Origin of the sequence: Sphingobium sp. AntQ-1, from assembly GCF_028538045.1 — a bacterium.
Lineage (GTDB): Bacteria > Pseudomonadota > Alphaproteobacteria > Sphingomonadales > Sphingomonadaceae > Sphingobium > Sphingobium cupriresistens.
The window spans coordinates 3,345,079-3,368,584 of sequence record NZ_CP117158.1 but is presented as its reverse complement, the minus strand read 5'-3'; the positions used below and the strand labels follow the sequence as shown (position 1 = coordinate 3,368,584).

General features: G+C 61.0%; 19 protein-coding genes and 4 pseudogenes. 6 read left to right on the top strand and 17 right to left on the bottom strand.

What is annotated here, in order from left to right; translation table 11 throughout:
• Positions 1-13: 13 nt before the first annotated feature.
• The 3 genes from sphantq_RS16920 to sphantq_RS16910 are packed head-to-tail and all read right to left on the bottom strand — an operon-like array spanning position 14 to position 3,060.
• The gene (locus tag sphantq_RS16920) at positions 14-1,426 is read right to left on the bottom strand and encodes an FAD-binding oxidoreductase (protein WP_272799056.1); all 1,413 of its coding nucleotides are present in this window, start codon (positions 1,424-1,426) and stop codon (positions 14-16) included.
• Positions 1,423-2,619, bottom strand: coding sequence for a cytochrome P450 (locus tag sphantq_RS16915; RefSeq protein WP_129927411.1), 1,197 nt, complete (start codon positions 2,617-2,619; stop codon positions 1,423-1,425). Before sphantq_RS16915 ends, sphantq_RS16920 begins: the two co-directional genes overlap by 4 nt.
• A 6-nt stretch (positions 2,620-2,625) precedes the next feature.
• Complete coding sequence (locus sphantq_RS16910; protein WP_165363656.1) at positions 2,626-3,060, bottom strand: ester cyclase; 435 nt, start codon at positions 3,058-3,060, stop codon at positions 2,626-2,628.
• A gap of 356 nt (positions 3,061-3,416) precedes the next feature.
• On the opposite strand from sphantq_RS16910, the gene sphantq_RS16905 reads away from it, so the two are divergent.
• The 3 genes from sphantq_RS16905 to sphantq_RS16895 all read left to right on the top strand — a co-directional run bounded on the left by sphantq_RS16905 (position 3,417) and on the right by sphantq_RS16895 (position 6,941).
• Entirely contained in the window at positions 3,417-5,681 is a 2,265-nt protein-coding gene (locus tag sphantq_RS16905; protein WP_272799055.1) for a TonB-dependent receptor, read from the top strand.
• Between the two features lie 61 nt (positions 5,682-5,742).
• Positions 5,743-6,174, top strand: a complete 432-nt coding sequence (locus tag sphantq_RS16900; protein WP_272799054.1) for an ester cyclase — start codon at positions 5,743-5,745, stop codon at positions 6,172-6,174.
• Entirely contained in the window at positions 6,174-6,941 is a 768-nt protein-coding gene (locus sphantq_RS16895) for an SDR family NAD(P)-dependent oxidoreductase (RefSeq protein ID WP_066602449.1), read from the top strand. Before sphantq_RS16900 ends, sphantq_RS16895 begins: the two co-directional genes overlap by 1 nt.
• An 84-nt stretch (positions 6,942-7,025) precedes the next feature.
• On the opposite strand, the gene sphantq_RS16890 is transcribed toward sphantq_RS16895, so the two are convergent.
• The 7 genes and pseudogenes from sphantq_RS16890 to sphantq_RS16860 all read right to left on the bottom strand — a co-directional run bounded on the left by sphantq_RS16890 (position 7,026) and on the right by sphantq_RS16860 (position 12,675).
• On the bottom strand, positions 7,026-7,274 hold the full coding sequence (locus sphantq_RS16890) for a cytochrome C oxidase subunit IV family protein (RefSeq protein ID WP_129927415.1): 249 nt from the start codon (positions 7,272-7,274) through the stop codon (positions 7,026-7,028).
• Positions 7,271-7,846, bottom strand: coding sequence for a cytochrome c oxidase subunit 3 (locus sphantq_RS16885; protein WP_272799053.1), 576 nt, complete (start codon positions 7,844-7,846; stop codon positions 7,271-7,273). Before sphantq_RS16885 ends, sphantq_RS16890 begins: the two co-directional genes overlap by 4 nt.
• The gene (locus sphantq_RS16880; protein ID WP_066602455.1) at positions 7,839-8,690 is read right to left on the bottom strand and encodes a hypothetical protein; all 852 of its coding nucleotides are present in this window, start codon (positions 8,688-8,690) and stop codon (positions 7,839-7,841) included. The genes sphantq_RS16885 and sphantq_RS16880 overlap by 8 nt, the downstream gene beginning before the upstream one ends.
• A gap of 78 nt (positions 8,691-8,768) precedes the next feature.
• A complete protein-coding gene (locus sphantq_RS16875; protein WP_129927418.1) occupies positions 8,769-9,794 on the bottom strand; it encodes an AraC family transcriptional regulator in 1,026 nt (341 codons plus the stop codon).
• Between the two features lie 447 nt (positions 9,795-10,241).
• The gene (locus sphantq_RS16870; RefSeq protein ID WP_272799052.1) at positions 10,242-10,664 is read right to left on the bottom strand and encodes an enoyl-CoA hydratase-related protein; all 423 of its coding nucleotides are present in this window, start codon (positions 10,662-10,664) and stop codon (positions 10,242-10,244) included.
• Between the two features lie 13 nt (positions 10,665-10,677).
• Positions 10,678-11,880 (bottom strand): annotated as a pseudogene (locus tag sphantq_RS16865) (acetyl-CoA C-acetyltransferase).
• A gap of 12 nt (positions 11,881-11,892) precedes the next feature.
• The gene (locus sphantq_RS16860) at positions 11,893-12,675 is read right to left on the bottom strand and encodes an SDR family NAD(P)-dependent oxidoreductase (RefSeq protein ID WP_272799051.1); all 783 of its coding nucleotides are present in this window, start codon (positions 12,673-12,675) and stop codon (positions 11,893-11,895) included.
• Between the two features lie 459 nt (positions 12,676-13,134).
• On the opposite strand from sphantq_RS16860, the gene sphantq_RS16855 reads away from it, so the two are divergent.
• Positions 13,135-14,178 carry an IS110 family transposase gene (locus sphantq_RS16855; RefSeq protein WP_272798613.1) on the top strand — a complete coding sequence of 348 codons (1,044 nt, stop codon included), beginning with the start codon at positions 13,135-13,137 and terminating at the stop codon, positions 14,176-14,178.
• A gap of 424 nt (positions 14,179-14,602) precedes the next feature.
• Here the strand turns inward: sphantq_RS16855 and sphantq_RS16850 are convergent, their stop codons facing one another.
• Entirely contained in the window at positions 14,603-15,073 is a 471-nt protein-coding gene (locus sphantq_RS16850) for a hypothetical protein (RefSeq protein ID WP_443021499.1), read from the bottom strand.
• On the opposite strand from sphantq_RS16850, the pseudogene sphantq_RS16845 reads away from it, so the two are divergent.
• Positions 14,987-15,199: pseudogene (locus tag sphantq_RS16845) on the top strand (integrase core domain-containing protein); the annotation flags it as partial. The gene sphantq_RS16850 and the pseudogene sphantq_RS16845 sit on opposite strands and share 87 nt — an antisense overlap.
• A 23-nt stretch (positions 15,200-15,222) precedes the next feature.
• On the opposite strand, the pseudogene tnpA reads toward sphantq_RS16845, so the two are convergent.
• Positions 15,223-15,614 (bottom strand): annotated as a pseudogene (gene tnpA, locus sphantq_RS16840) (IS200/IS605 family transposase).
• Positions 15,615-15,711: 97 nt separating this feature from the next.
• Between tnpA and sphantq_RS16835 the strand changes: the two are divergent.
• Positions 15,712-15,864: pseudogene (locus tag sphantq_RS16835) on the top strand (IS5-like element IS711 family transposase); the annotation flags it as partial.
• Positions 15,865-15,880: 16 nt separating this feature from the next.
• Here the strand turns inward: sphantq_RS16835 and sphantq_RS16830 are convergent.
• The 5 genes from sphantq_RS16830 to scpA form a co-directional block, all read right to left on the bottom strand.
• On the bottom strand, positions 15,881-17,470 hold the full coding sequence (locus tag sphantq_RS16830; protein ID WP_272800256.1) for an MFS transporter: 1,590 nt from the start codon (positions 17,468-17,470) through the stop codon (positions 15,881-15,883).
• Positions 17,471-17,550: 80 nt separating this feature from the next.
• Positions 17,551-17,922, bottom strand: a complete 372-nt coding sequence (locus sphantq_RS16825; RefSeq protein WP_066602490.1) for a tRNA-binding protein — start codon at positions 17,920-17,922, stop codon at positions 17,551-17,553.
• 96 nt (positions 17,923-18,018) lie between these two features.
• Positions 18,019-20,019, bottom strand: a complete 2,001-nt coding sequence (locus sphantq_RS16820; RefSeq protein ID WP_272799048.1) for an acetyl-CoA carboxylase biotin carboxylase subunit — start codon at positions 20,017-20,019, stop codon at positions 18,019-18,021.
• A 193-nt stretch (positions 20,020-20,212) separates the two neighbouring features.
• Positions 20,213-21,226 carry a biotin synthase BioB gene (gene bioB, locus sphantq_RS16815; protein ID WP_066602496.1) on the bottom strand — a complete coding sequence of 338 codons (1,014 nt, stop codon included), beginning with the start codon at positions 21,224-21,226 and terminating at the stop codon, positions 20,213-20,215.
• Complete coding sequence (gene scpA, locus sphantq_RS16810; protein WP_272799047.1) at positions 21,226-23,379, bottom strand: methylmalonyl-CoA mutase; 2,154 nt, start codon at positions 23,377-23,379, stop codon at positions 21,226-21,228. The genes bioB and scpA overlap by 1 nt, the downstream gene beginning before the upstream one ends.
• Positions 23,380-23,506: the final 127 nt, after the last annotated feature.

The following is a 23,506-nucleotide window of genomic DNA, read 5'->3' as shown; positions in this document are numbered from 1 at the left end:
TTCGCCGACCTGGTCATGCCGCATCCTCAGCGAAAATCTTGCCTGGATTGAGAATATTCTTGGGATCGAACATCTGCTTGATCTCACGCATCAGGCCGCGCTCCAGGGGGCTGCGCGTGATCGACAGCCAGGGCTTTTTTTCCAGACCGATGCCATGCTCGGCCGACACCGATCCACCGATCGGGCGGAGCGGCTCGTAAACGCACGCTTCCACCTGCTCGCGGTCCTGGGGCGTGCCTGCGCCGATAGCGATGTGCAGATTGCCGTCGCCGACATGGCCAAGGAAAGCGATGCCGCCATCGGGCCAGATCGCCTTCAGCCTTTGGGTGACTTCGCCCATATAGGCTTCCATTGCGCCGACGGGCAGGCTGACGTCGAAAGCGTAGAAGGGCTGGAAGTCATGGACGATATGCTCCAAATCCTCCCTTATCCCCCAGATCGCGGCGCGATCCTTTTCCGACCGCGCGATGATCGCATCATCGAAGAGTCCCTTTTCCGCCGCATCCGCCAACACCGCCTCGAACAGATCGCGGTCGCGCTCATGGTCGGAACCCAGCGCCTCGATCATCGCATAATAGGGCTTGTCCGACCCCAACGGTGCAGGATGGCGCCCTGCCCCGGTGTTGACGCGGTAGAAATTATTGTCGACCAACTCGAAGGCGCTCAGCAGTCCGCCCAGCGCGCCGTCGACATGGCGCAGCAATTTTGCGATGCGATCGAAACTGTCGGCGCATACGAGCGCGGTATTGCTGCTGACCGGCCGTTCCCGCAAGCGCAGGACCAGCCGGGTGATGACCCCCAACGTCCCCTCGCTGCCGATGAACAGCTGCTTGAGGTCATAGCCCGTATTATTCTTGATCATCTGGTTCATCGACGACAGCACCCGGCCGTCGGCCAGCACCACCTCCATGCCCAGCACCTGTTCACGCATCATGCCGTAACGGATGACGCGCATTCCGCCCGCATTGGTCGCGGCATTGCCGCCCAACTGACACGATCCCCGCCCACCCAGATCGAGCGGGAAGCTGAGGCCATGGGCTTCGAGATGATCCTGAAACTGCTCCAGAATGACGCCTGCCTGGACGATGGCGGTACGATTGGCCGGATCGATGCTCTCTATCCGGTTCATCCGTTCCAGCGACAATATGACGTCGCCAGGCCGCGTTTGGGTGGCGCGCACCCAGCCGGACATGCCGCCTTGGATCACCACCGGCTGACCGGCGGCATGACATAGGGCCATGACCTGCGATAGCTGATCGGTGGTTTCGGGACGCAGCAGCACATCCGCCTCGACCCGTGTCATGAAATAGCCGGGGTAGCGATTCGAAACATCATCGCCGGTCATCACGCCGCCCTCGTCCAGAATGGCGCGAAACTGGTCGATCAGCGACGATGCGGGACCGACTGCCAGAGGATCGCTGCTCATCGTGCCTTGAACCTGACCGGCAGCGACTTGGGCCCGCGTGCGAAATAGCTGTCGGACCATTTCACCGTGTCGCCGATCGCTTCGATGCTCTCGAACCGCGCGGTCAATATCTCCAGCGCGCTTTTCGCCTCCATGCGGGAAAGATAGGAACCAAGGCAGAAATGCGGTCCCTGTCCGAAGGACATAATCTCCTTGGGATTGCGGTCCAGCACCAGCTCTTCGGATCGGTCGAACTTGCGCTCGTCATGATTGGCCGAACCCAGCAACGGTAGCACCAGCGACCCCTTGGGGACAGCGATCCCCGCCAGTTCGGTGTCGCAGGTTGTATGCCGAAACAGCATCTGTACCGGCCCGTCAAAGCGCAGCATTTCCTCCAGCAGCGCAGGAATTCGGGTCGGATCGGCCCAGATGGCGGCGGCGATGTCAGGATGGGTCTTCAGATGGGCGAAGGTGATGCCGAGCAGATTGGTCGTCGTCTCCACCCCGCCAATCAACAGCAATATCGCCATGTTCAGCACTTCGCTGCGGGTCAGGCGCTCGCCATTGACCTCCGCCTGGATGAAACCGCTGATCAGATCGTCGCCTGGGTTGGCCGACCGTTCGTCATAGACCTGCTCGAAATAAGCGCGGATCGCTTGCGAACTTTTGTCGATTTCGGCCAGCCGCTCAGGACCATAGGCCGCGCGATTGCCGGCGGCGAGCAGATCGTCCACCCAATTCTTGAAGTCGACGCGCCGGGCGATGTCGACGCCCAGCACTTCGGCGATGACGCTGACCGGGAACAAGCCGGAAAATTCCCATACGAAATCGAACTCGCCTTCCCCGCCATGCTTGGCGAAGATATCGTCGATCAGCTCGTGCGTGACGCTGCGGATACGATCACTGAGCGCGCCGACCCGGCTGGGCACGAACGCCTTGTTGGCGAGCTTGCGGATGCGGACATGGCCCGGCGGGTCGAGCGAGATCATCGGCTGCACTTCGGGCACAGGGTCATATTCGCCCAGCAGCGCTGGCCAGAATTGCGCAGAGGAGAAGGTTTTGCCGTCGCTCAGAACTGCTTCGACATCGTCCCAGCGGGAGACGGCGAAGCCCTGCATCATGTCGAGCCACTTTACCGGCTCGTTGGCGCGCAATTGCGCATAATGGGGATAGGGGTTGGATGTGACCGCAGGGTCCAGGGGGTTATAGGACATCGTGCTTCAGGCCTGAACCGTGTCGAATGCCGGGACGACGCCAAGCTGCTGGAAGACCGGAATCGCATCCCAAATGCTGCGCTCCAGCACGATCTTGCCATGCTCGTCCCAGCCCATGACGGTGACGCCGCGGGTCTTGGTGATCTTGCCCTTGGCGGGCACGCCCAGAAAATCGCCGGCATGTTTGGTTTCCCAGGTCCACTGGAAGGAGCCGAGCCGATTGTCGCCGACATAATCGAACACATCGAACCTGTTGTAGCTCTGGGTCGGGTCGGCGATGATGAAGCCTTCGAAAAATGTGCGCAGCGCCGGGAGATCATTGTTGATCCGAAGGTCGAAATTGACGTCCTCGAACTGGAAGTGCGGATTGTAGAGCGTCATCAGCTCATCGGTGCCGTCGGCGAACAGGCCGATCCAATATTGCGCCCAATCCTTGTTCATCTGCTCTCTCCTATGTGGCACGCCCATGTCGCGTATCTGTGGGCAACTTTTCCGGCGTGCCCGTGGCCTGATTGATAGTGTTGCGCCACGATGCAGCCATGGCCAAGCGCGCAGTCGATTTGCTTTTCGTGCCAAAATCTAGGCAAATTTCCACGATGAGCCTTTTATGTTGCGTTGCAAAATGGCAGAAAACGGTCGTTATGCTTTTTCATCTATTGTCCCGCTAGGTCATCCTCTGTCACGCTGGGGCATTCTCTTCGGACCCATAAACCTGTCTGCAAAAGGCAACTCTGAAATCACGTTCGACAGAAGCGCCGGATCAATCGGCGTCACATAATCAGGGAAGGAGAGATGTTATGAAGGCCATCAACAATCTGCCGCTAATCGGCCTTATCCTGTCAGCGGGCATTGCCCTGCCGGCGACGGCGCAGGACGCAGCGTCAGCGCAATCGGCGCAGAGCCGCACCAACATGCTGGAGGATATCGTCGTCACCGCGACCAAGCGAAACGAGAATCTGGTCAAGGTACCGATCTCGGTCAGTGTCGTCACCGAAGCGGCGATCGCGGAAAGGGGTATCACCCGGCCTGCCGATTTCCTGTCATCGACACCTAACGTAACCTTCGTCGAGGATAATGCGGGCGAGGCCTACATCAATATTCGCGGCCAGACATCGGTGCGCAATTCCGACCCGAACGTCGCGATCGTGATCGACGGCGTCACCCTGTCGAGCGTCAAGCCGTTCAACCAGGATCTGTTCGGCATCCAGCAGATCGAAGTGCTCAAAGGGCCGCAGAGCGCGCTTTATGGCCGCAACGCCGCCGCCGGCGCGATCGTCATCACCACCAAGAAGCCGGGCGACACATTCGAGGGCAACGTCGTCGCCGCCTATGGCAATTTCAACACGGCGCGCGCCAGCGCATCGGTCAGCGGCCCGCTCGCACCGGGCTTGGGCTTCAGCGTGGCGGGCGCCTTCCGCGACACCGACGGTCCCTTCACCAACATCACCACCGGCGAGAAGGTGCAGCGGTTCCAGAACAGCAGCGGCCGGGCGCGGCTGGTCTATGACAATGACGGGCCGTTCACCGCCGACTTCAAGCTGACGGCGCATCGGTCCAAAGGCGGCGGCAGCGCCTATAATGCGCAGTTTGTCGGCCTGCCGATCGGCGGCTTTCCCGGCACCGCACTGGACGCGAACAACACCGATATGCCGTTCGTCTCCAACGTCAACGGGGCCTTTGCCGAGAAGTTCATCGACGCCACGTTCAAGGCGGAATATGACATGGGCTGGGCCAAGATTACGTCCATTTCCAGCTATAATCATCTGAAGCAATATTTCGGCAGCGACAGCCCGCCCTATATTCCGCAGGACACCGGGCTGGCGGGCGGCGGCACCGTGCAGCAATATACCTATGACGACACAAACTATTCGCAGGAAGTGCGGCTGACGTCGGACAGCGCCAATCGCTTCCGCTGGCAGGTCGGCTTCTATATCCTGCGGTTCGAGCGGGATCAGACGAGCAAGATCGGCCTGGACACCAATGGGTCGCTGCCCGCCGATCGCGACACGATCGATCCGGCGACCACGGTATCCTACAGCAATCCGCTTTATCGGACGACCAGCTATGCGCCCTTCGCCAGCGTGCAGTTCGATGTGACCGACCAGTTTCACATCAACCTGGCCGGGCGTTACGATACGGAGAAGCGGTCGATCCGCGAAAATGCCTCCGCCGCGATCAATCCGCTGACCGGCGTCAGCTATAATAATTGCGTGGCGCAAGGCACGGCGATCGCCGATTGCAAATTGTCGCGAACCTTCAAGCAGTTCGAACCAAAAGCCAGCATCTCCTACGACATCGCATCTACCGCCAGCGTCTATGCCAGCTATGGCAAGGGCTTCAAGTCGGGCGGGTTCAACCCGATCGGGTCGCGTCAGGCGCTGATCGATGCGGCCGGCGGCAATGCGGCCAACATCTATGTGCAGGACGGCTATAACAAGGAAGTCTCGACCTCCTACGAGGTTGGCGCGAAAGCGCGTTTCTTCAATCGTCGCCTGTCGATCAATGCGGCGGTGTTCAAGACCGACATTTCCGGGGCGCAACAGTTTCAATTCCAGCCGTCGGCCGGCCTGCAAACCACGATCAGCATCGACAAGGTGAAGCTCAAGGGTTTCGACGTGGATTTCGACGCAATGCTGCCCATGGGTCTGCATCTGTTCGGCGGCTACGGCTATACCCATGGCCGGGTCGCGCAATTTGCCGGCAACCTGCTGGCCAACGGCAATGTCGCGCCGGGTGCGTTCAAATATACGCTGAACCTGGGCGCCAGCCAGAATATCGACCTGACCGACAAGCTCACTTTGGTACCGCGGGTCGAGGTCAACCGCTATGGCGCGATCTGGTGGGACGTCGACAATTTCGCGGGCACCAAGCGCGATCCGCTGACGCTGCTCAAGGCGCGACTTTCGCTCAAGAGCGCCAATGGCTGGGAAATCTCGGCTTATGGCGACAATCTGACCAACGAGAAATATTTCCAGGAAGTCGTGCCATTGCTGTCGGTCTTCACCGTCAACTATCGTGGCCCGACCCGGAGCTATGGCCTGGAAGCCCGCATCGATTTCTGAGACCTCTCCTTGGACCCGGCGTTGCCCCGGGTCCATTTTTTCCATGATGTGGAGGGAACACATGAATCTGGAATGGGAGCAGGACTGGCTGGAACAGTTCGACAATCGGCTGGAAGAACTGATGGCCAATTATCCGGCAGAGTTCGAATATGAGGATCTGAATTTCGGCGTCCGCATCGACAATGATCGCGATAAGCTGCGCCGCTGGTTCATGACATTCGAGAATGCCGATCCCGACAAGTCGAAACATTATTTCAACGCCACCCGCTATCATGGCGATGAAACAGGCGGTTGCCTGGAATGGACGTGGGGAATTCACCATATGTCCGACTTTCTCGGCCTGCCTGCCACCGGCAAGACGACGCTGGTGCAGGGCATGACCATCCATGCCTTCAAGGATGGCAAGATCGTGCTGGAACGCAGCCTGTGGGATACCGCGGCGCTGATGCGGCAACTGGGTTTGCAGGCGCCCGTCGAAGTGGAGTTTCATTGATGTTCGATCTGACGGGGAAAGTCGCGATCGTCACTGGCGCCGGATCGGGGATCGGCGCGGCGATCGCGCAGCGCTTTCGGGCGGCGGGCGCCGATGTGCTGGTGGCGGATATCAGCCCGCAGGCCGAAGTGCTGGCTTTGCAATGGGGCTGCGCTTTCCGCCGCACCGATGTCGGCCAGCCGGACGAGATGGCGGCATTGTGCGAGGATGCAGCCGCCCGCTTCGGCAAGCTCGATATTTTGGTCAACAATGCCGGGATCGCCGCATCGGCACCCATCGCGGAGGCGGACGAAGCGCGATCGCAGCGTTTCTGGCGGGTGCATATATTGGGCGTGCAGATGGGCATCAAAGAGGCCGCCGCGCGGATGACAGCGGGTGGGTCGATCGTCAATATCTCATCAATCACGGCCATGCGCGGCTTCCTGCAATGGGGCGAATATGCCGCGACCAAGGCGGGGATCATATCGCTGACCCAGACGGCGGCGGTCGAATATGGGCCGCGCGGCATCCGCGTGAACTGTATCGCGCCCGGCATCATCGACACGCCGATGGCGATGGACGAGGCGCCCGACATGGTGAGCCGCAACGCCAATGTCTTTACCCTGCTGGGCCGGATCGGTCGGCCGGAAGAACTGGCGGCCGCCGTTCATTTCATGGCGAGCGACGATGCAAGCTATATCACCGGACAGACGCTGCTGGTCGATGGCGGGTGGAGTACGGGCACGTCGATCAAGGGGATCGAACTGGCGCTGTCGACGACCGGCTGAAAAATGGGTCGGGAAAGGCATGGACGGTAGAAGCAGCTGCCGCCCCCATTTATCACCGGCCAGCCTGTAGGATAGGCGGACGTGTCAGTCGAGGAAATGCAGCGCCGTGATGAGCGCACCGCTCAGCCCGACAAGACCATCGAACAGAAGCCGCCAGGCCATCGGGGCGGCGCGCAATTCCATATAATAGCGCACGACCAGATGCGCCTTGACGGTGGCGGCCAGCATCACGGCGGCAAAGCCCCACCCCGCCGCACCCGCGCCCCCGAATCCGGCAAGCGTCGCCAGCAACAGCAAGACCCAGATAGCCGTCGGTCCGTTCGGGCACGTCATCGCGCGCCCTGCAAATAAAGCATCGCGAACAGAAATATCCACAGCAGGTCGACCATGTGCCAGAACAGCGCGCAAGATATGGTCCAGTCGATGAAGCCGGGGTCGGCCCGGTCCGCCCGCGCCCGCACGAAAGTCGCCACCAGCAAGGCGATGCCGATGGCATAATGGAGCAGGTGGATGCCGGTAAAAACATAGTAGAAGGTGAAGAAGGCGTCGGTCCGGGGTGTCAGGCCCTGTGCGATCTTGGTCGCATATTCGATGCCCTTGACGACGCCGAAGCACAGGCCGACGGCGATGGCGCACAGCAGATGGCGACGCACTTTGGGCATATGCCCGGTCCGCGCGCCTTCCACCGCCAGCGTCACCTGCCAGCCGCTGGTGATGAGGATGAGCGTGTTGAGCAGCCCCAGCCGGATGTCGAGCAACGCCGCCGATCGGGCGAACAGCGCAGGCTGGGCCATGCGTTCGACCATGAAATAGCCGAAAAACAGGATGAAGTTGGCGATATCGGCGGCAATGAAGGTCAATATGCCGGGAACCGGGCCGGATCGATCCGGGGCGGCTTCAACCATGCGGCGCGGGCGCCGGGGTGTCGCGTTGCAGCCGGGTCAGCGCGCGCAGAGTGAAGATCGAGAGGATTAGCATCGCCCAGAAAAAGAGTGAAAATTCCACCCAATAGTTGAAGAAGCCGCTGCGCGAAAAAGGCCCGTCGCGGAAGAAGGGCAGGAAGCAGAAGCCCATGAAGGCGACCGCGACCCAGATCGCGAACCAGCATACCGGCCTGGGGATGAGCGGCTCGGCGCGCCAGTCGTTGAGGAAGCAGAGGGCAAAGGCCGTGACCTGAAGCATGGTGAGCGAGAAGGCCATGTCGAACATGATCCATCCCGTGTCGTAGAGCATCATCAGGATCGCCGGATCAGCCTCCGGCCGGAAGGCGGCGGTCAGCCAGAAGGCGGGCGGAAACACCAGCACCAGGGTCGTGAAGCCCGCACCCCAGAGTTGCAGACGCGATAGCAGATCATTGTCACGTTCGGCCGCCTCCATCACCTTGGTGATACCCATGCCCCATACCAGATAGAGAACGCCCGAAACCATCATGCCCGTCATGCCGATCAGCGCGGCGGTGGTATGCTCGCGGAAATGCCGAGCGATATCGTCTGCCGACAGCGCCGCCGAATAAGGCGGGATATTGTGCCCCAAAAGCGCGAAGAAGAGGATTAGCAGGATCAGCAGCGTCGGTCCCATCCACAAACAGAAACGCACATAGCGCAAAGGGTTGGAAGTCGGTGCAACCCGACAGACTCCCGCTATCGCGACATTCGTCAATGACTGATCCGCACGCGCATCGTCGGCCAAGGATGTCATGCCCAGTCCCCGTTCCTGTCCATCGGTCGCCGTGCCGACTGGCGCCACCATGAACCCATGCGGGGCAAAGAGCGATATCCCTGGGCGCCATCACACGCCTTATCGTGCCAAAGTCATGATCTCTGGTCGTCAGTCGTCGGCCAGGCTGCGGTCGGCCAACGACCGCGCCTCCCGCCACACGCTCGGCCGCTGCGCGGTCCAGCGCATGAAGGCACGGGAGAAGGTGCTGCTGCTGGAAAAGCCCAGCAGATAGGCGATATTTTCGACCGTCAGGTCCGGGCGGCGCAGATAGTCATAGGCCAGCTCCTCGCGCAGCCGATCGAGCACCTCCTGAAAGGTCGTATTCTCCTCGCGCAGGCGGCGTAGCAGAGTGCGTTCGGTCATGGCGAGCAGGCGCGCAGTTTCCTGCTTGCTCGGTTCGCCATTGGGCAATTGCCCGATCAGCGCGTCGCGGACCTTGCGCGAGAAGCGGCTGGCAAAGCGAAAGGCGAGATATTTAGCCGCCATCTCGTCCAGCATCGTCGCCAGTTCCTCGTTGGCGGACGGGACCGGCCGTTCGAGTATCTCGACCGGGAAGAGAATGCTGTTGATCGGCTGGCCGTAGCGGATAGGACAGCGAAAGACGTCGCGATAGGCCTGGTCATCGGCAGGTTTGCGGTGGCGGAAACTGACCTCGACCGGCGTGATCGAGGTGGACAATATCCATTCGCACAGCAGGAAGAAGCCCGCGAGCATGGTGTCGATCGTCTGGTAGATGGGCTGACGCCCGCCGGTGTTGAGATCAACCGTCAGGCGATAACCTTCTTCTTCACGCTGGAAGGATACCGCAGCAGAATCGGAGATCAACCGGGCGGAATGGGAAAAGCGTTCGGCCGCCCGGCGCAATGTGGCGCTGCACGACATGGCGTAACCCACGACATGAAAGGTCGACGGGCGGATATGGCGCGCGACCTTCAGGCCGAAATTGGGGTCGCCAGTCGCCTCGACAGCCGCGATCCACAGGCTGGTCACCTGATCCTGCGAATAGCGATGGCCCAGATCGCCGACGCGGCTGGCGTCCATGTCGATGTCGCGCATCAGGGCGGGCGGATCGATCCCCGCATCCTCCAGCGCCTTTACGATCGCCAATATCCATGCCGACAGGCCGGTCTGCACGCTCTCTGTCTCCCCCCGTCACCCGGATTTTTTCACCTCCGGGCGATGATGGCTGGGACCATGGCCAAAGGCAAACGGCTCAGGCCTTTTTATGCAGAAAAAGGCCGCCCCCGGTGCTCCCCGACTGCGGCCCGCGACCGTCCCGAAGAGAAGGGATCAGTCGAACTTGAACGTGAGGGTCGCGCCATAGTTGACGGGCCGGGCGACATGGCGCACCACGACGTCCTGGATGACGAACTGGTTGGTCCGATAATAGCTGATTGTGACGTTGCGGCCCCAAAAGGCTGAAGCTCCAGCGATCGTCCAGCGCTTTGACGCCGGCGCGCAGGCGGGTCCATGGATATCATCGGCGCCTCTTCGGGCACCGGATCATATTCGCCCAGTAACGCGGGCCAGAACTGGCCGGAGTTGAAGGCTTTCTCATCCGTCAGCGGGGCGTCGGCATAATCATAGCGCGCTACGCCTCGCAATTCGGTGATGACATCCCAGCGCAAGTTCAAGTCCCCCGCCAAGAACAACCCCGCCGATCACGGCGACGAGCGGTTTGCCGACCGTCTCCAGATTGCGGATGCGGCGGCTGAAACCGCCCGCCTCCCCCAATCCAGCCCGCAAATCCTCTTGGGTCGCGGCTTCGCGCCACCGCTCGATATCGACCTGCAATTCGACAAGATCGGCGCCGGCGCAAAATCCGCTCGCCTTGCCCGAACATAATATGGCCCCGACGATCGCGTCGTCCTGATGCAACCGCTGCGCTAACAGGCCCAGATCGTCCTGAACCGCATGGCTGATGATGTTCATCGATCGATTTGGCATGGCGAAAGTAACGATCGCGACACCGTCCGCGCCAACTTCCAAGGTGAAGTTTTCCATGTCCGTCCCTTCCTCAGACGCGCGCTATGATCGTAGCGGTGCCCATCCCCGCGCCCACGCACAGATTGATGGGCGCCGTCTCTTTGCCCGATCGCTCCAGTTCATCGACCATGGTGCCCAGGATCATGCCCCCGGTCGCGCCAAGCGGATGCCCCATGGCGATGGAGCCTCCATTCACGTTGATCTTCGCCGGATCGATGTCCAGCGCCTGGATGTAGCGCAGCACGACCGCCGCAAAGGCCTCGTTCAATTCGAACAGGTCGATGTCGTCGCGCGTCATGCCGAGCCGTTCGAGCAGTTTGCGGGTCACGAACTCCGGTCCAGTAAGCATGATTGTCGGATCAGAACCGATGGCTGCCGTTCCCAATATTTTCGCGCGTGGTTTCAACCCGGCGGCTTCTCCGGCCTCCCTGGAGCCGATCAGCACTGCAGATGCGTCATCAACGATGCCCGATGCGTTCCCGCCATGATGGACATGGTCGATCGGTCCCATCGCAGGATATCGGGCGCGCGCTACTGCATCATAGCCTGCCTCGCCCATCTTCACGAAGGCAAGCTTGAGCGCTGCAAGCGACTGCATGTCGGTTTGCGGGCGCATAAGTTCGTCATGGTCGAGTATGACGATACCGGCCTGATCGAGCACCGGGACGATGGAACGGCCAAAACGCCCCTCCTCCCACGCACGCGCCGCGCGTTGCTGGCTCTGCATGGCATAGGCATCGACGTCATCGCGACTGAAGCCATGGATAGTCGCGATCATATCCGCACCAATACCCCTGGGGCATAATAATGATCGAAGGCAAAGCTGGGATCGACCATCATGGCGCCACCATCAGCCGCCAGAGCCACACGCGAAATGGATTCGACACCGCCGACAATCGCAAATCGCGCTTCGCCCAGCGCTACTTTGGCCGCCGCCATGTTGCACGCCTCCAGCCCCGACGCGCAAAACCGATTAATCTGCACTCCAGGAACGCGCGGATCATATCCTGCGACCAGCGCAGCGATGCGGGCGATGTCACTACCCTGCTCGGCAACCGGCATCACGCATCCCAAAATCACGTCGTCGACCAACCCGGTGTCAAGCCCGTTGCGATCACGGACGGCTTGGAGCACCTGCGCGGCGAGCGACAGCGCGGTAATCTAGTGCAGGGCCGTCAGGCCGCCCCTTACCGCGCGGCGTGCGAACCGCGTCATAGATAAAAACATCGGTCATGAGATCAACTGTTTAGCGGGGGCCGAGGCGGATCGCGCCATCAAGGCGAACGGATTCGCCATTCAGATAGCGGTTGCCGATCATGTGCAGGGCAAGCGAGGCATATTCCTCCGGCGCGCCAAGACGCTTGGGAAATGGGACCGACGCACCGAGCGACGCCTGCACATTTTCCGGCAGGCCACGCATCATGGGTGTGAGGAACAAGCCCGGCAGAATGCTATTGATCCGAATGCCTTCCCCCTTTAGATCGCGTGCGATCGGCAGCGTCATACCCAGCACGCCAGCCTTTGATGCGGAATAGGCGGCTTGCCCCATCTGCCCGTCCTGCGCGGCCACGCTTGCGGTGCAGATGATCGCACCGCGTTCTCCGTCCTCAAGCGGATCGAGGTCCAACATGCCCTGCGCCGAAGCGGCGATGCAGCGAAACGTGCCAAGCAGGTTGATCTGAACGACCCGCTCAAAATCTCGCATCGGAAAACGGGAGATTCCCTCGTCCAGCTTGTTGCGGGATGCTGTCTTGAAGCCGTTGGCGATCCCTGCGCAGTTGACCAGGATACGCTCCTGCCCAAAGGCCGCGCGGGCTTTGGCGAAGCCCGCGTCGACCTGATCGTCCGACGTCACATCTACCTTGCAGAAAATTCCCCCGATTTCCGATGCCAGAGCAGAACCAGAGGCGTCGCTCATGTCGAAAATGGCTATTTTGGCGCCCGCTGCGGCCAGAGCTCTCGCCGTTGCCTCGCCCAGCCCCGATGCTCCGCCCGTAACGACTGCAACGACTTCACCGTTGATCTGCATTTCCGCCCCCGATTTATGGAATATTTCGAGCGCGATTTTTTGCACCGTATCGGCGAACCGGAAACGGCCAGGAGTGACAAGGAATGACCTTTCACGACAACCTTTCTCCTCGTTCAGAACCAATCGAAATTGCCAGCCTGTAGACAACGAGATTGCAGCCCTTCCGTGAAATAGGTCGCGCCCTGTGGTATCCCCGTTATTCAGATGGTGCGGTCAATGAGGACAAGGCCAAGATGTGGGAGTGCTTGAACGATAGGGCAGCCCCGTGGTCATCTGGATATTGCCAAGACGATGGGCCAAAGCCCGCCAACCCACCCGGACGATGTTCGAAGACTTAAGCAAAATAATATATAATATTATCTGTAGCGAGAGATCACTGTGTTGGGGTGGACGACCCCCGAACGGCATCAAAGTGTGCCAGAATGAGGTCGTTGTAGATCTCAACCGAGGAGGCCGTCCGTGGAACAGTTTATCCGAGTTGGAATGGATACGTCAAAGCATGTCTTTCAGCTGCATGGCGTGAATGCGGCCGAGGAGCCGGTATTGCGCAAGAAGCTTCGGCGCAAAGAGATGGTCGAGTTTTTCGGTAAACTGCCGCCGACGGTAGTGGCAATCGAAGCGTGCGGCGGCTCGCATCACTGGGCGCGGGAGCTGCAATCGTTGGGGCATGAGGTGAAGATGCTGCCGCCGCAATATGTGAAACCATATGTAAAGCGTGGCAAGAATGACGCCGCCGATGCCGAGGCGTTGTGCGAAGCGATGAGCCGCCCGACGATGCGCTGCGTGCCGGTGAAGACTGCCGAGCAGCAAGCGGCACTGATGTTGGTCGGTACGCGGGACCGCTTGGTTCGCAATCGCACGCAGCTGACCAATGCGATCCGTGGTTACGCGGCCGAATTGGGACTGACGGCTGCCAAAGGGATGCGGCATATCACGCCATTGCTCGACCGGATCGCGACGGATGAGACGCTGCCGGAAATGGCGCGCGATCTGTTCGCACTTCACGCCCACGAATATGCGCAGTTACAGAAGGAAATCGAAAGGGTTGAGAGCCGGCTGATGACATGGCACCGTGCTGACGAATGCAGTCGTCGCCTTGCGCAAATACCGGGCGTTGGTCCAATCGGAGCTTCGCTTTTGATGATGAAGACGCCGGCGCCTGAACTGTTTGGATCTGGCCGCGATTTTGCCGCGTGGCTTGGCCTGACACCCAGAGATCATTCGACAGCCGGGAAGACCAGACTTGGCGTCATCACCCGCGCCGGTGACGAGGCCTTGCGAAGTACCTTGATACAGGGTGCAACCGCTCTCCTCCGACAGGTGCGGATGGGGCGAAGTAAAAATGCATCTTCCTGGCTCATGGAGTTGCTCAAGCGCAAGCCGCCCAAGCTTGTCGCTGTGGCGCTGGCGAACAAGGTCGCCCGTATTGCCTGGAAAATGATGATGACAGGCGAACCCTACAAATCCCGATCTGCAGTGCCTGCACTAGGGGTCGCGGCATAGAGCTCATCGCTGCACGGGGAGTACAGCTAACGCTACCGTGCTGAGTTGGGGCTGGAACTTGCAAGAGAACGAGCAGATGGTGTGATCGATCGATCCGAAACGCGTGACACTCCGCATGAATCACTGGCCTTCACAGGTCGCGATTGTGTTTGGAACTCGCGTGGCGGAAACCATCTTGGCCCGCGGTCATGTGCGACCGCACACCGAGGCCGGACATATGATCGCAAGCGATCCGTTCAAAATATCTGTTCAGGGTTCTTGTAAGTGGGGGTCGTCCACATATGATTCATGCTTGGACGGCCAAATGACCGCTTCAAGTGACAACAGGACGGGCCGTGTCGCTGGCGTCCGCTTTATATCCATAATCGCAGGAAGCGGGTAGTCGTGAAATGCCATCCTGCCGTCAGATATCATTCACCTGTGATCACCCTGTTCGCAACCAAATCTGATCCCCATTTGCGTTTCCGGCTATCTCGCCCGTCATCCCGACAGGTTCGACATCTCCGCTGATAAGGAGATCAAGAGTTGCGCTCTCCTCAGCCGGGACTTTGGCTAAAGTCCGTCGACCATCGACCGTGATCGCAACGACAACGCCATGTTTGATTGACCCATCTCTGTTATAAAGTACGGTGTAAGTTTCGATCGCCGCTGGTCCCACATAAGTTTCAACCAGCGCCGGCGCTTCGCCGCGATGGGCGTCAGCATCCGCCTGATAGTCGAAGCTCCGGGGAAAATGCGCCGCCGCGATGGGTCTGCTGCCCAATATTATGGTATGATTATGGGTAGCAAAACCACCATTGGCGAATAGCTCAACGAGGAGTTGTTCGACAGCCTGGCCGATGCCCGCCGGAAGCTGGCCATCTGGCGCTATGATTACAACAATGTCCGGCCCCACTCGTCGTTGGGAAATCGAACGCCTGCACAAGCGCGTCGGGCGTTCGAGCAGGACGAGAGCATCACGCCCGACGCGCTTGTGCAGGCGCAGGGGCCATCGTATTTAACCGCAAGACTCTCGTTATGATCGAGGGACTGACGGGGGGCAGGTCACCATGCGTTTGTCGAGGTGCGCAGGATAGTGTCATCTGTGATGGTGCGGATGTGGTCGAGAAGTGGCCGCGTTGCCAGAAGCGTTGGCCCCAGTAGCGCTTGCGAATATGCTCGAACTCCTGGTGGATTTTACGCGATGACCGCCCCTTGGCCCGGCGCATGAAGTCGCTGACCGAGACATGCGAGGGTATCTCGACGCACATGTGGACGTGATCGCGCGAAAGCGCGCCGTGGACGATCGTCACGCCCATTTCGGCACAGACCTGTCGGATAATCTCGCGAACCCGCAGACGCACCTCGCCATGCAGCACATTGAACCGATATTTCGGTACCCAGAAGAGATGATAGCGATGATCCAATATTGTGTGACAAACGCTGCTATAGCCCATAGCCGAGTCCAGGGCTGAAGTCTGTATCCGACTGAAGTCGGAGGAGTTTATCATTATGGAGGACTCTCGCGCGGAGGCGCAGAGATCGTGGAGACGTGTGCCGCCCATCGATTGGAAGCTCTGCAAGGAGCGCCATCAACTCGAATGCTTCTTCAACAAACTCGAACGCAGGACCGCCCTGCGATGCGAGAAAAACCATCGCCGCATCATGGGCTTCGTCCATCTCACATGCGCCATGATCTGGATACGCTCAATGCAGACAGCGCCTAAGCGTCGAGCGATCGACCCTTCGTCTCCGGCAAGGCGACCAGACAAGTCACCAGCGCCAGCGCCACGATAGCCAGCGTATACCATAGCCCGGCATAGGGATTCCCAGTCCGCGCGACGATATATTGGCTGACCAGCGGCAGGAAGCCGCCGAAATAGCCGGTCCCGATATGATAGGGGATCGACAACGAACTATAGCGTATGCGAGCCGGAAAATATTCCGACAGCAAAGCCGCCACCGGCCCATAGGTCGCTCCCGACAGCGTCCACAGCAGCAGCAACGCCGCGAACACCGTCGTCGCGCGCGGCCAGTCCGGCGTCACCGCGCCGAAATCATAGCCCCGCGCGCCCAGCGCCGCGTCCAGCCCTTCAGCGCTCAGGTCGGCCACCGCCACGCCGCCGATCGCCACCGCGGGCGTCGCGCCATCCCGCTTGTCATAGGGAATGCCGCGTTTGGAAAAATGGTCGAGCAGCTTGCCGCACGCGGTCGGCTGCACCTTGGCAAAGGGATCGAACCGGCAATCGGGACCGCTCACCACCACCGGCGCGCGCTGCGCCGCCTGCGTAAGCGCCGGGTTCGCGGTAGCGCCCATGAACTGATAGAGCGGCAGCGCCAGCAGCAGCACCAGCGCATAGCCGATCACGATCGGCTTCTTCCGCCCGATCCGGTCGGACAGCCAGCCGAAGAAGATGAACGCGCCCATGCCGGTGAAGGCGCTGCCGCCCACCAGCAATTGCGCCACCCCCGCCGCTACATGCAGGCCGTTCTGCAGGAAATATAGCGCCTGGAACATCACCGTATAGGCGATGACGGTAAAGCCCGCCGCGATGCCGATCATCGCGACGAACATCCGTTTCTTGTTCCCCGGCGCGGTGAAGGCCTCCTTGACCGGGTTCTTCGCCTGCGCGCCCGCCTGCTTCATCGCCAGGAACACCGGGCTTTCGCGCAGCATCAGCCGCATCCAGAGCGAAATCGCCAGCAGCGCCAGCGACAGGATGAAGGGAATGCGCCAGCCCCATGCCTCCCACACCGCCTCGCCCACGATCGCCTGCGTCCCCACCACGACGATCAGCGACAGGATGAACCCGCCGATCACCCCCGCCTGGATGAAGCTGGTGTAAAAACCGCGCTTCCCCGGCGGCGCATGTTCCGCGACATAGATGGCCGCCCCGCCATATTCGCCGCCCAGCGCCAGCCCCTGCGCGATCCGCAAACCAATGAGAATGATGGGCGCCGCTATGCCGATACTCGCGGCGGACGGCGTCAAACCGACCCCGGCGGTCGCCAGGCCCATCAGGACGATGGTCGCCAGAAACGTATATTTCCGTCCCAGTCGGTCGCCCAGATAGCCAAACAGCACCGCCCCGATCGGCCGGAAGGCGAAACCGATCGCGAACCCCGCGAGCGTATAGAGCAATTCGACGGTGGGATTGTCGGTGGGAAAGAAGGTCCGCCCGATGATCGGCGCCAGCACGCCGTAGATATAGAAATCATACCATTCGAACACGGTGCCCAGCGCAGACGCGGTAATGACCAGCCGATCCCGTTTGGCATCCATCACATAATCGCTACTGACCGCTTCGCTCATCCCGCCCTCGCCCGCCATTCGTCTCCTCTATGCGGAAAGGTGTGGCCGCTCGACAAGCGCAGTATGACCAGCGGCGAAAATTAAAACAGCCGCGATCCGTTCGGCACCGTCCTGTCCGGCGCGAACAGCATGACCGCGCCTGCTTCGTCGGCAAAGCCCAGCGTCAGCACTTCCGACATGAACTTGCCGATCTGGCGCGGTAGGAAGTTGACCACGGCCGCGACCTGCCGTCCCGGCAAATCCTCCCATGCGTGGTTTTCGGTGATCTGCGCGCTGGACCGCTTTTGCCCGATCGCCGGACCGAAATCGATCAACAGCTTGAAGGCGGGCTTGCGCGCTTCGGGATAAGGCTCCGCCGAAACGATCGTGCCGACCCGGATATCGACCTTCAGGAAATCCTCGAAGTTGATCATATCGGCGGCGGGCGCGGCGGGATCATGGGTTAGATGCATGACCGCTGCATAACAGAGCCACTTGTTCCCGCGAAGCCGGGAATCCAGTCCGAAAGGTTAACTGGATTCCCGCCTTCGCGGGAAAACGCAGCGCCCTTATTCCATCTCCAATATCACCGCGTCCACCGCCAGGCTTTCGCCCTGCGCGGCCGACACGCTCTTGACCGTCCCCGCCTTCTGCGCGCGCAGGATATTCTCCATCTTCATCGCCTCAATCACGGCGAGCGGCTGCCCGGCCTCGACCTTGTCGCCCGCCCCCACATGGAGCGCGACCAGCAGGCCCGGCATCGGGCAGATCAGGAAGCGCGACAGGTCTGGCGGAATCTTTTCGATCATATGGCTAGCATGGGGCGCAGCATGGGCGGGGAGGATGCGCAGCTTATGACTGGCCCCGTGCGCGGTGAGCATAAAGCCAGACCGCACCGGCGCGATCCGCACCGCCAGATCGTCTTCGCCAAACTCCGCCTCGATTAGCCGGTCGCCAGGCGTATATTCCAGCGCCATGTCGATTTCTTCGCCATCCACACTGACCTCGTCGCCGTCGATCATGACGTCATGGATCGCGTCCCCGATCTTGACTTGCCATCCGGTCGGCGGGCTGAGCCGCTTGCCCAACTGCCCGTCGATCCGCCGCGCCCGATCCGCCTGCGCCATCGCCGCGAAGGCGCCGATCGCCGACAACCGCATCAGCAATTCGGGCGACGCGGGCGCGCCCTGGAATCCGTCGGGATATTCCTCCGCGATGAAACCGGTGGTGATATTGCCCGACCGGAATCGCTCATGCTGCATCAACGCCGACACGAAATCGATATTATGCCCTGGCCCCTCGATCTCGAACTTGTCGAGCGCCTCGATCTGCTTGTCGATCGCCTCCAGCCGTGTCGGCGCCCAGGTGATCAGCTTGGCGATCATGGGATCGTAGAACATGGAGACTTCGCCGCCCTCCTCCACGCCGTCATCGACACGGATCAGCGCGCCACTCTCGTCCGCGCCGGTTTCGGGCGGATTATAACGGATCAGACGACCGGTAGACGGGAGGAAGCCGCGATAGGGATCTTCGGCATAGACGCGGTTCTCGATTGCCCAGCCGTTGATCTTGACGTCCGCCTGCCCGAACGACAGCGCCTCGCCATTGGCGACGCGGATCATCTGCTCGACCAGATCGACGCCGGTGATCTCCTCGGTAACGGGATGCTCGACCTGCAACCGGGTGTTCATTTCCAGGAAGTAGAAGCCGTCCCCGGTCTTGTCCTCACCGCTGACGATCAGTTCGACCGTCCCCGCGCTGAAATAGCCAACCGCGCGGGCCAGCGCGACGCACTGTTCGCCCATCTTCCTGCGCATTTCGGGGCTGACGAAGGGCGAAGGCGCTTCCTCGACCACCTTCTGATGGCGGCGCTGGATCGAACATTCGCGCTCGTTCAGATAGACGATATTGCCATGCTGGTCGCCCAGCACCTGAATTTCGATATGGCGCGGGCTTTCGATGAATTTTTCGATGAACACGCGATCGTCGCCAAAGCTGTTCAGCCCCTCGCGCTTGGTCGCTTCAAAGCCTTCGCGCACGTCCTGTTCGCTATAGGCCAGCCGCATCCCCTTGCCGCCGCCGCCAGCCGATGCCTTCATCATCACTGGATAGCCGATCTCGTTGGAGATGCGCACGGCATGTTCGGTATCGTCGATCACGCCGACGTAGCCGGGAACGACATTCACGCCCGCTTCAAGCGCGAGCTTCTTGGACTCGATCTTGTCGCCCATCGCCGCGATCGCATTGGCGGGCGGCCCGACGAAGATGATGCCTTCCGCGTCCAGCGCCTTGCGGAAGCTCTCGCGCTCCGAGAGGAAGCCGTAGCCGGGGTGGACCGCGTCCGCGCCAGTCGCCTTGCACGCCGCGATGATCTTGTCGGCGATCAGATAAGACTGCGCGGCGGGCGACGGGCCGATATGCACGGCTTCATCTGCCATCAGCACATGCGGCGCGCGCGCATCGGCATCGGAATAGACCGCGACGGTCTTGATGCCCATCTTCTTGGCCGTACGCATGACACGACACGCAATTTCGCCACGGTTCGCGATCAGGATCTTGGTGATTGCCATTTTATTCCCTGTCCCAGTCCTAGTTCTAAACTCCGTTCGGTTCGATCGCGTCGAGAACTTCTTCTCGACTTTGCTCGAAGCGAACAGATGATTTCAGTCGCCGTGCATGAACATGCCCGTTTCGACGATGATCCAAAAAACCGCTGCCAGAATTGCGATGGCGATCGCCAAACACCCCAAATAGCGGATCAACTTATTCAGCCGCCTCCAAGTCGACCTTCATTTCAGCCTGCATCGGTACGACGCCCAGCTTGGCGAACAGCGCCGCGTCGGCATTGTCGCCAGCATTGGCAGTGGTCAGCAGCTTGTCGCCGGTGAAGATGCTGTTCGCGCCGGCCATGAAACAGAGCGCCTGACAGCTATCGGACATGCTCTCACGCCCAGCCGACAGGCGCACCATGCTCTCCGGCATCACGATCCGCGCGACCGCCACCGTCCGCACAAACTCGATCTCATCAATCTTGGCGAGCGGCGTGTCGGCCAGCATGTCGCCCAACACCGTGCCCTTGACCGGCACCAGCGCGTTGATAGGCACGCTCTGCGGATGGGCCGGCAGCACCGCCAGCGCGTGGAGGAAGCCGACGCGGTCCTCGCGCGTCTCGCCCATGCCAACGATCCCGCCGGAACAGACGTTGATTCCCGAATTGCGGACATTTTCCAGCGTTTCCAGCCGGTCATCGAACGTCCGCGTGGTAATCACCTTCTCATAATGTTCAGGCGACGTGTCGATATTGTGGTTGTAATAATCCAGGCCAGCGTCGGCCAGCACCTTCGCCTGCCCTTCGCTGAGCATCCCCAGCGTCATGCAGGTTTCCATGCCCATCTGGCGCACGCCCTGCACCATCTGGACGATGGCGGGCATGTCCCGCTCCTTGGGGTTGCGCCAGGCAGCGCCCATGCAAAAGCGCGAGCTGCCCGCATCCTTCGCCTGCGCCGCCGCCTGCATCACCGCCTGCACGCTCATCAGCTTTTCGGCCTTCAAACCGCTTTCCGCCGACGCCGACTGGTTACAATAGCCGCAATCCTCCGGGCAACCGCCGGTCTTGATCGACAGCAGAGTCGAAAGCTGCACCTCGTTACGCGGAAAATTCGCGCGATGGATCGCCTGCGCCTCGAACATCAAATCGTTGAACGGCAGGTCGAACAGCGCGGCGATTTCGGCGCGAGTCCAGTCGGTGCGGGCAGTAAGGGTAGAGGGGGTGTTCATTACGCGGCTTCCTCGATCCCCGCAGGGGGCATGTTATGGCCGAGCAGGCGCAGCACGTCGGCCGCGCACTCCACGACGTTGGAACCCGGCCCATAAATGCCCTGGACGCCCGCGTCACGAAGGAAGTCATAATCCTGCGGCGGGATGACCCCGCCCGCGATCACCTTGATGTCGCTGCGCCCCTGCTCACGCAGCTTGCCGATCAGTTCGGGGATCAGCGTCTTGTGGCCCGCCGCCAGCGACGATGCGCCCACCACATCGACATCGCTCTGCAACGCCAGCACCACGGTTTCGTCGGGCGTCTGGAACAACGGCCCGGACACCACGTCGAACCCCAGATCGCCAAAGGCCGACGCAATGACGTTGGCGCCCCGGTCGTGCCCATCCTGCCCCATCTTGGCGACGAGGAGCTTGGGCTTGCGACCGAGGCGCCGCTCGACGGCCTGCACGCCATCAAGTACCTGTTGCCAGCGGCTGTCGCCTTCGTAAGGCGCGGCATAGACGCCCTTCACCGGCGTCGGCTGCGTGCCATAGCGCTGGAAGCTTTCTTCCATCGCGGCGGAAATTTCGCCCAGCGTCGCGCGGGCGCGGGCGCATTCCACGGCGAGCGCGAGGAGATTGTTCTCCAGGCTCGCGGGCGCCACTGCCCCATCGCGCAGCGCCTGCAACGCCGCCTCGCATTGGGCGCTGTCGCGCTCCGCCTTCACCTTGTTGATCCGCGCGATCTGCCCCTCGCGCACCGCCGCATTGTCGATGTCGAGCGTTTCGAGCAGGTCTTCGGCGGCTAGGCGATATTTGTTCACGCCCACGATCACATCGTCACCGCGATCGACCCGCGCCTGCCGCGCCGCCGCCGCCGTCTCGATCATCGCCTTAGGCCAACCGGCCGCGACCGCCTTGGCCATGCCGCCATCGGCCTGGACCTTCTCGATGATCGCCCAGGCTTCATCGACCAACTGCTGCGTCAGCGCCTCGACATAATAGGAGCCGCCCAGCGGATCGACCACCTTGGTCATGCCGGTTTCTTCCTGGATCACGATCTGCGTGTTGCGCGCGATCCGGGCGGAAAAATCGGTCGGCAGCGCAATGGCTTCATCCAGCGCGTTGGTGTGCAACGATTGTGTGCCGCCCAGCATCGCGGCCATCGCCTCGATCGTGGTGCGCATGACGTTATTATACGGGTCTTGCTCGGTCAGCGACACGCCTGACGTCTGGCAATGGGTGCGCAGCATCTTGGACCGCTCGTCCTTCGCGCCCAACGCCGTCATCGCCCGGTGCCACAGCACGCGCGCGGCGCGCAGTTTGGCGATCTCCATGAAGAAGTTCATGCCGATCGCGAAGAAGAAGCTCAGGCGGCCTGCGAACTTATCGATGTCGAGGCCCGACGCCACGCCATATTTCACATATTCCATGCCGTCGGCGATGGTGAAGGCCAATTCCTGCACCTGCGTCGCGCCTGCTTCCTGCATATGATAGCCGGAAATGGAGATACTGTTGAATTTGGGCATCTCGCGACTGGTATAGCCGAAAATGTCGCTGATGATCCGCATTGAGGGTTCGGGCGGGTAGATATAGGTGTTGCGGACCATGAACTCCTTGAGGATGTCGTTCTGGATGGTCCCGTCGAGCAACTTGCGATCGACGCCTTGCTCCTCGCCCGCGACGATGAAGAAGGCCAGAATCGGGATCACCGCACCATTCATCGTCATCGACACGCTCATCTTATCGAGCGGAATGCCGTCGAACAGGATTTTCATGTCGTCCAGCGTGTCGATCGCCACGCCCGCCTTGCCGACGTCGCCGGTCACGCGCGGATGGTCGCTGTCATAACCGCGATGGGTCGCCAGGTCGAACGCGACCGACAGCCCCTTCTGCCCCGCTTTCAGATTGCGATGGTAAAAGGCGTTGGAGGCTTCCGCCGTCGAAAAGCCCGCATATTGGCGGATGGTCCAGGGGCGCCCCGCATACATGCTCGCCTTCACCCCGCGCGTGAATGGCGCAAAACCGGGAAGGCCAGGATCGACCGTCACGTCCTCGGCGGTATAGAGCGGCTTGACGGCGATCCCTTCCGGCGTCGCCCATGTCAAATCCTTGCCCTTCACTTCCTTCTCGGCAGCGGCGGTCCATTGGTCCAGCGTCGGCTTCTCGGTCATATTCCATCCCAACTGTCTCCCCCCGTGGGGGGAGAGGATACGCAGGCTTGGCGGCTTGTCCGCCTAGCCGAAGTTGGAGAGCCTCTCTCTCCGCTGCGACTAAGGATCTGCTGCGCAGCCCCCAGTC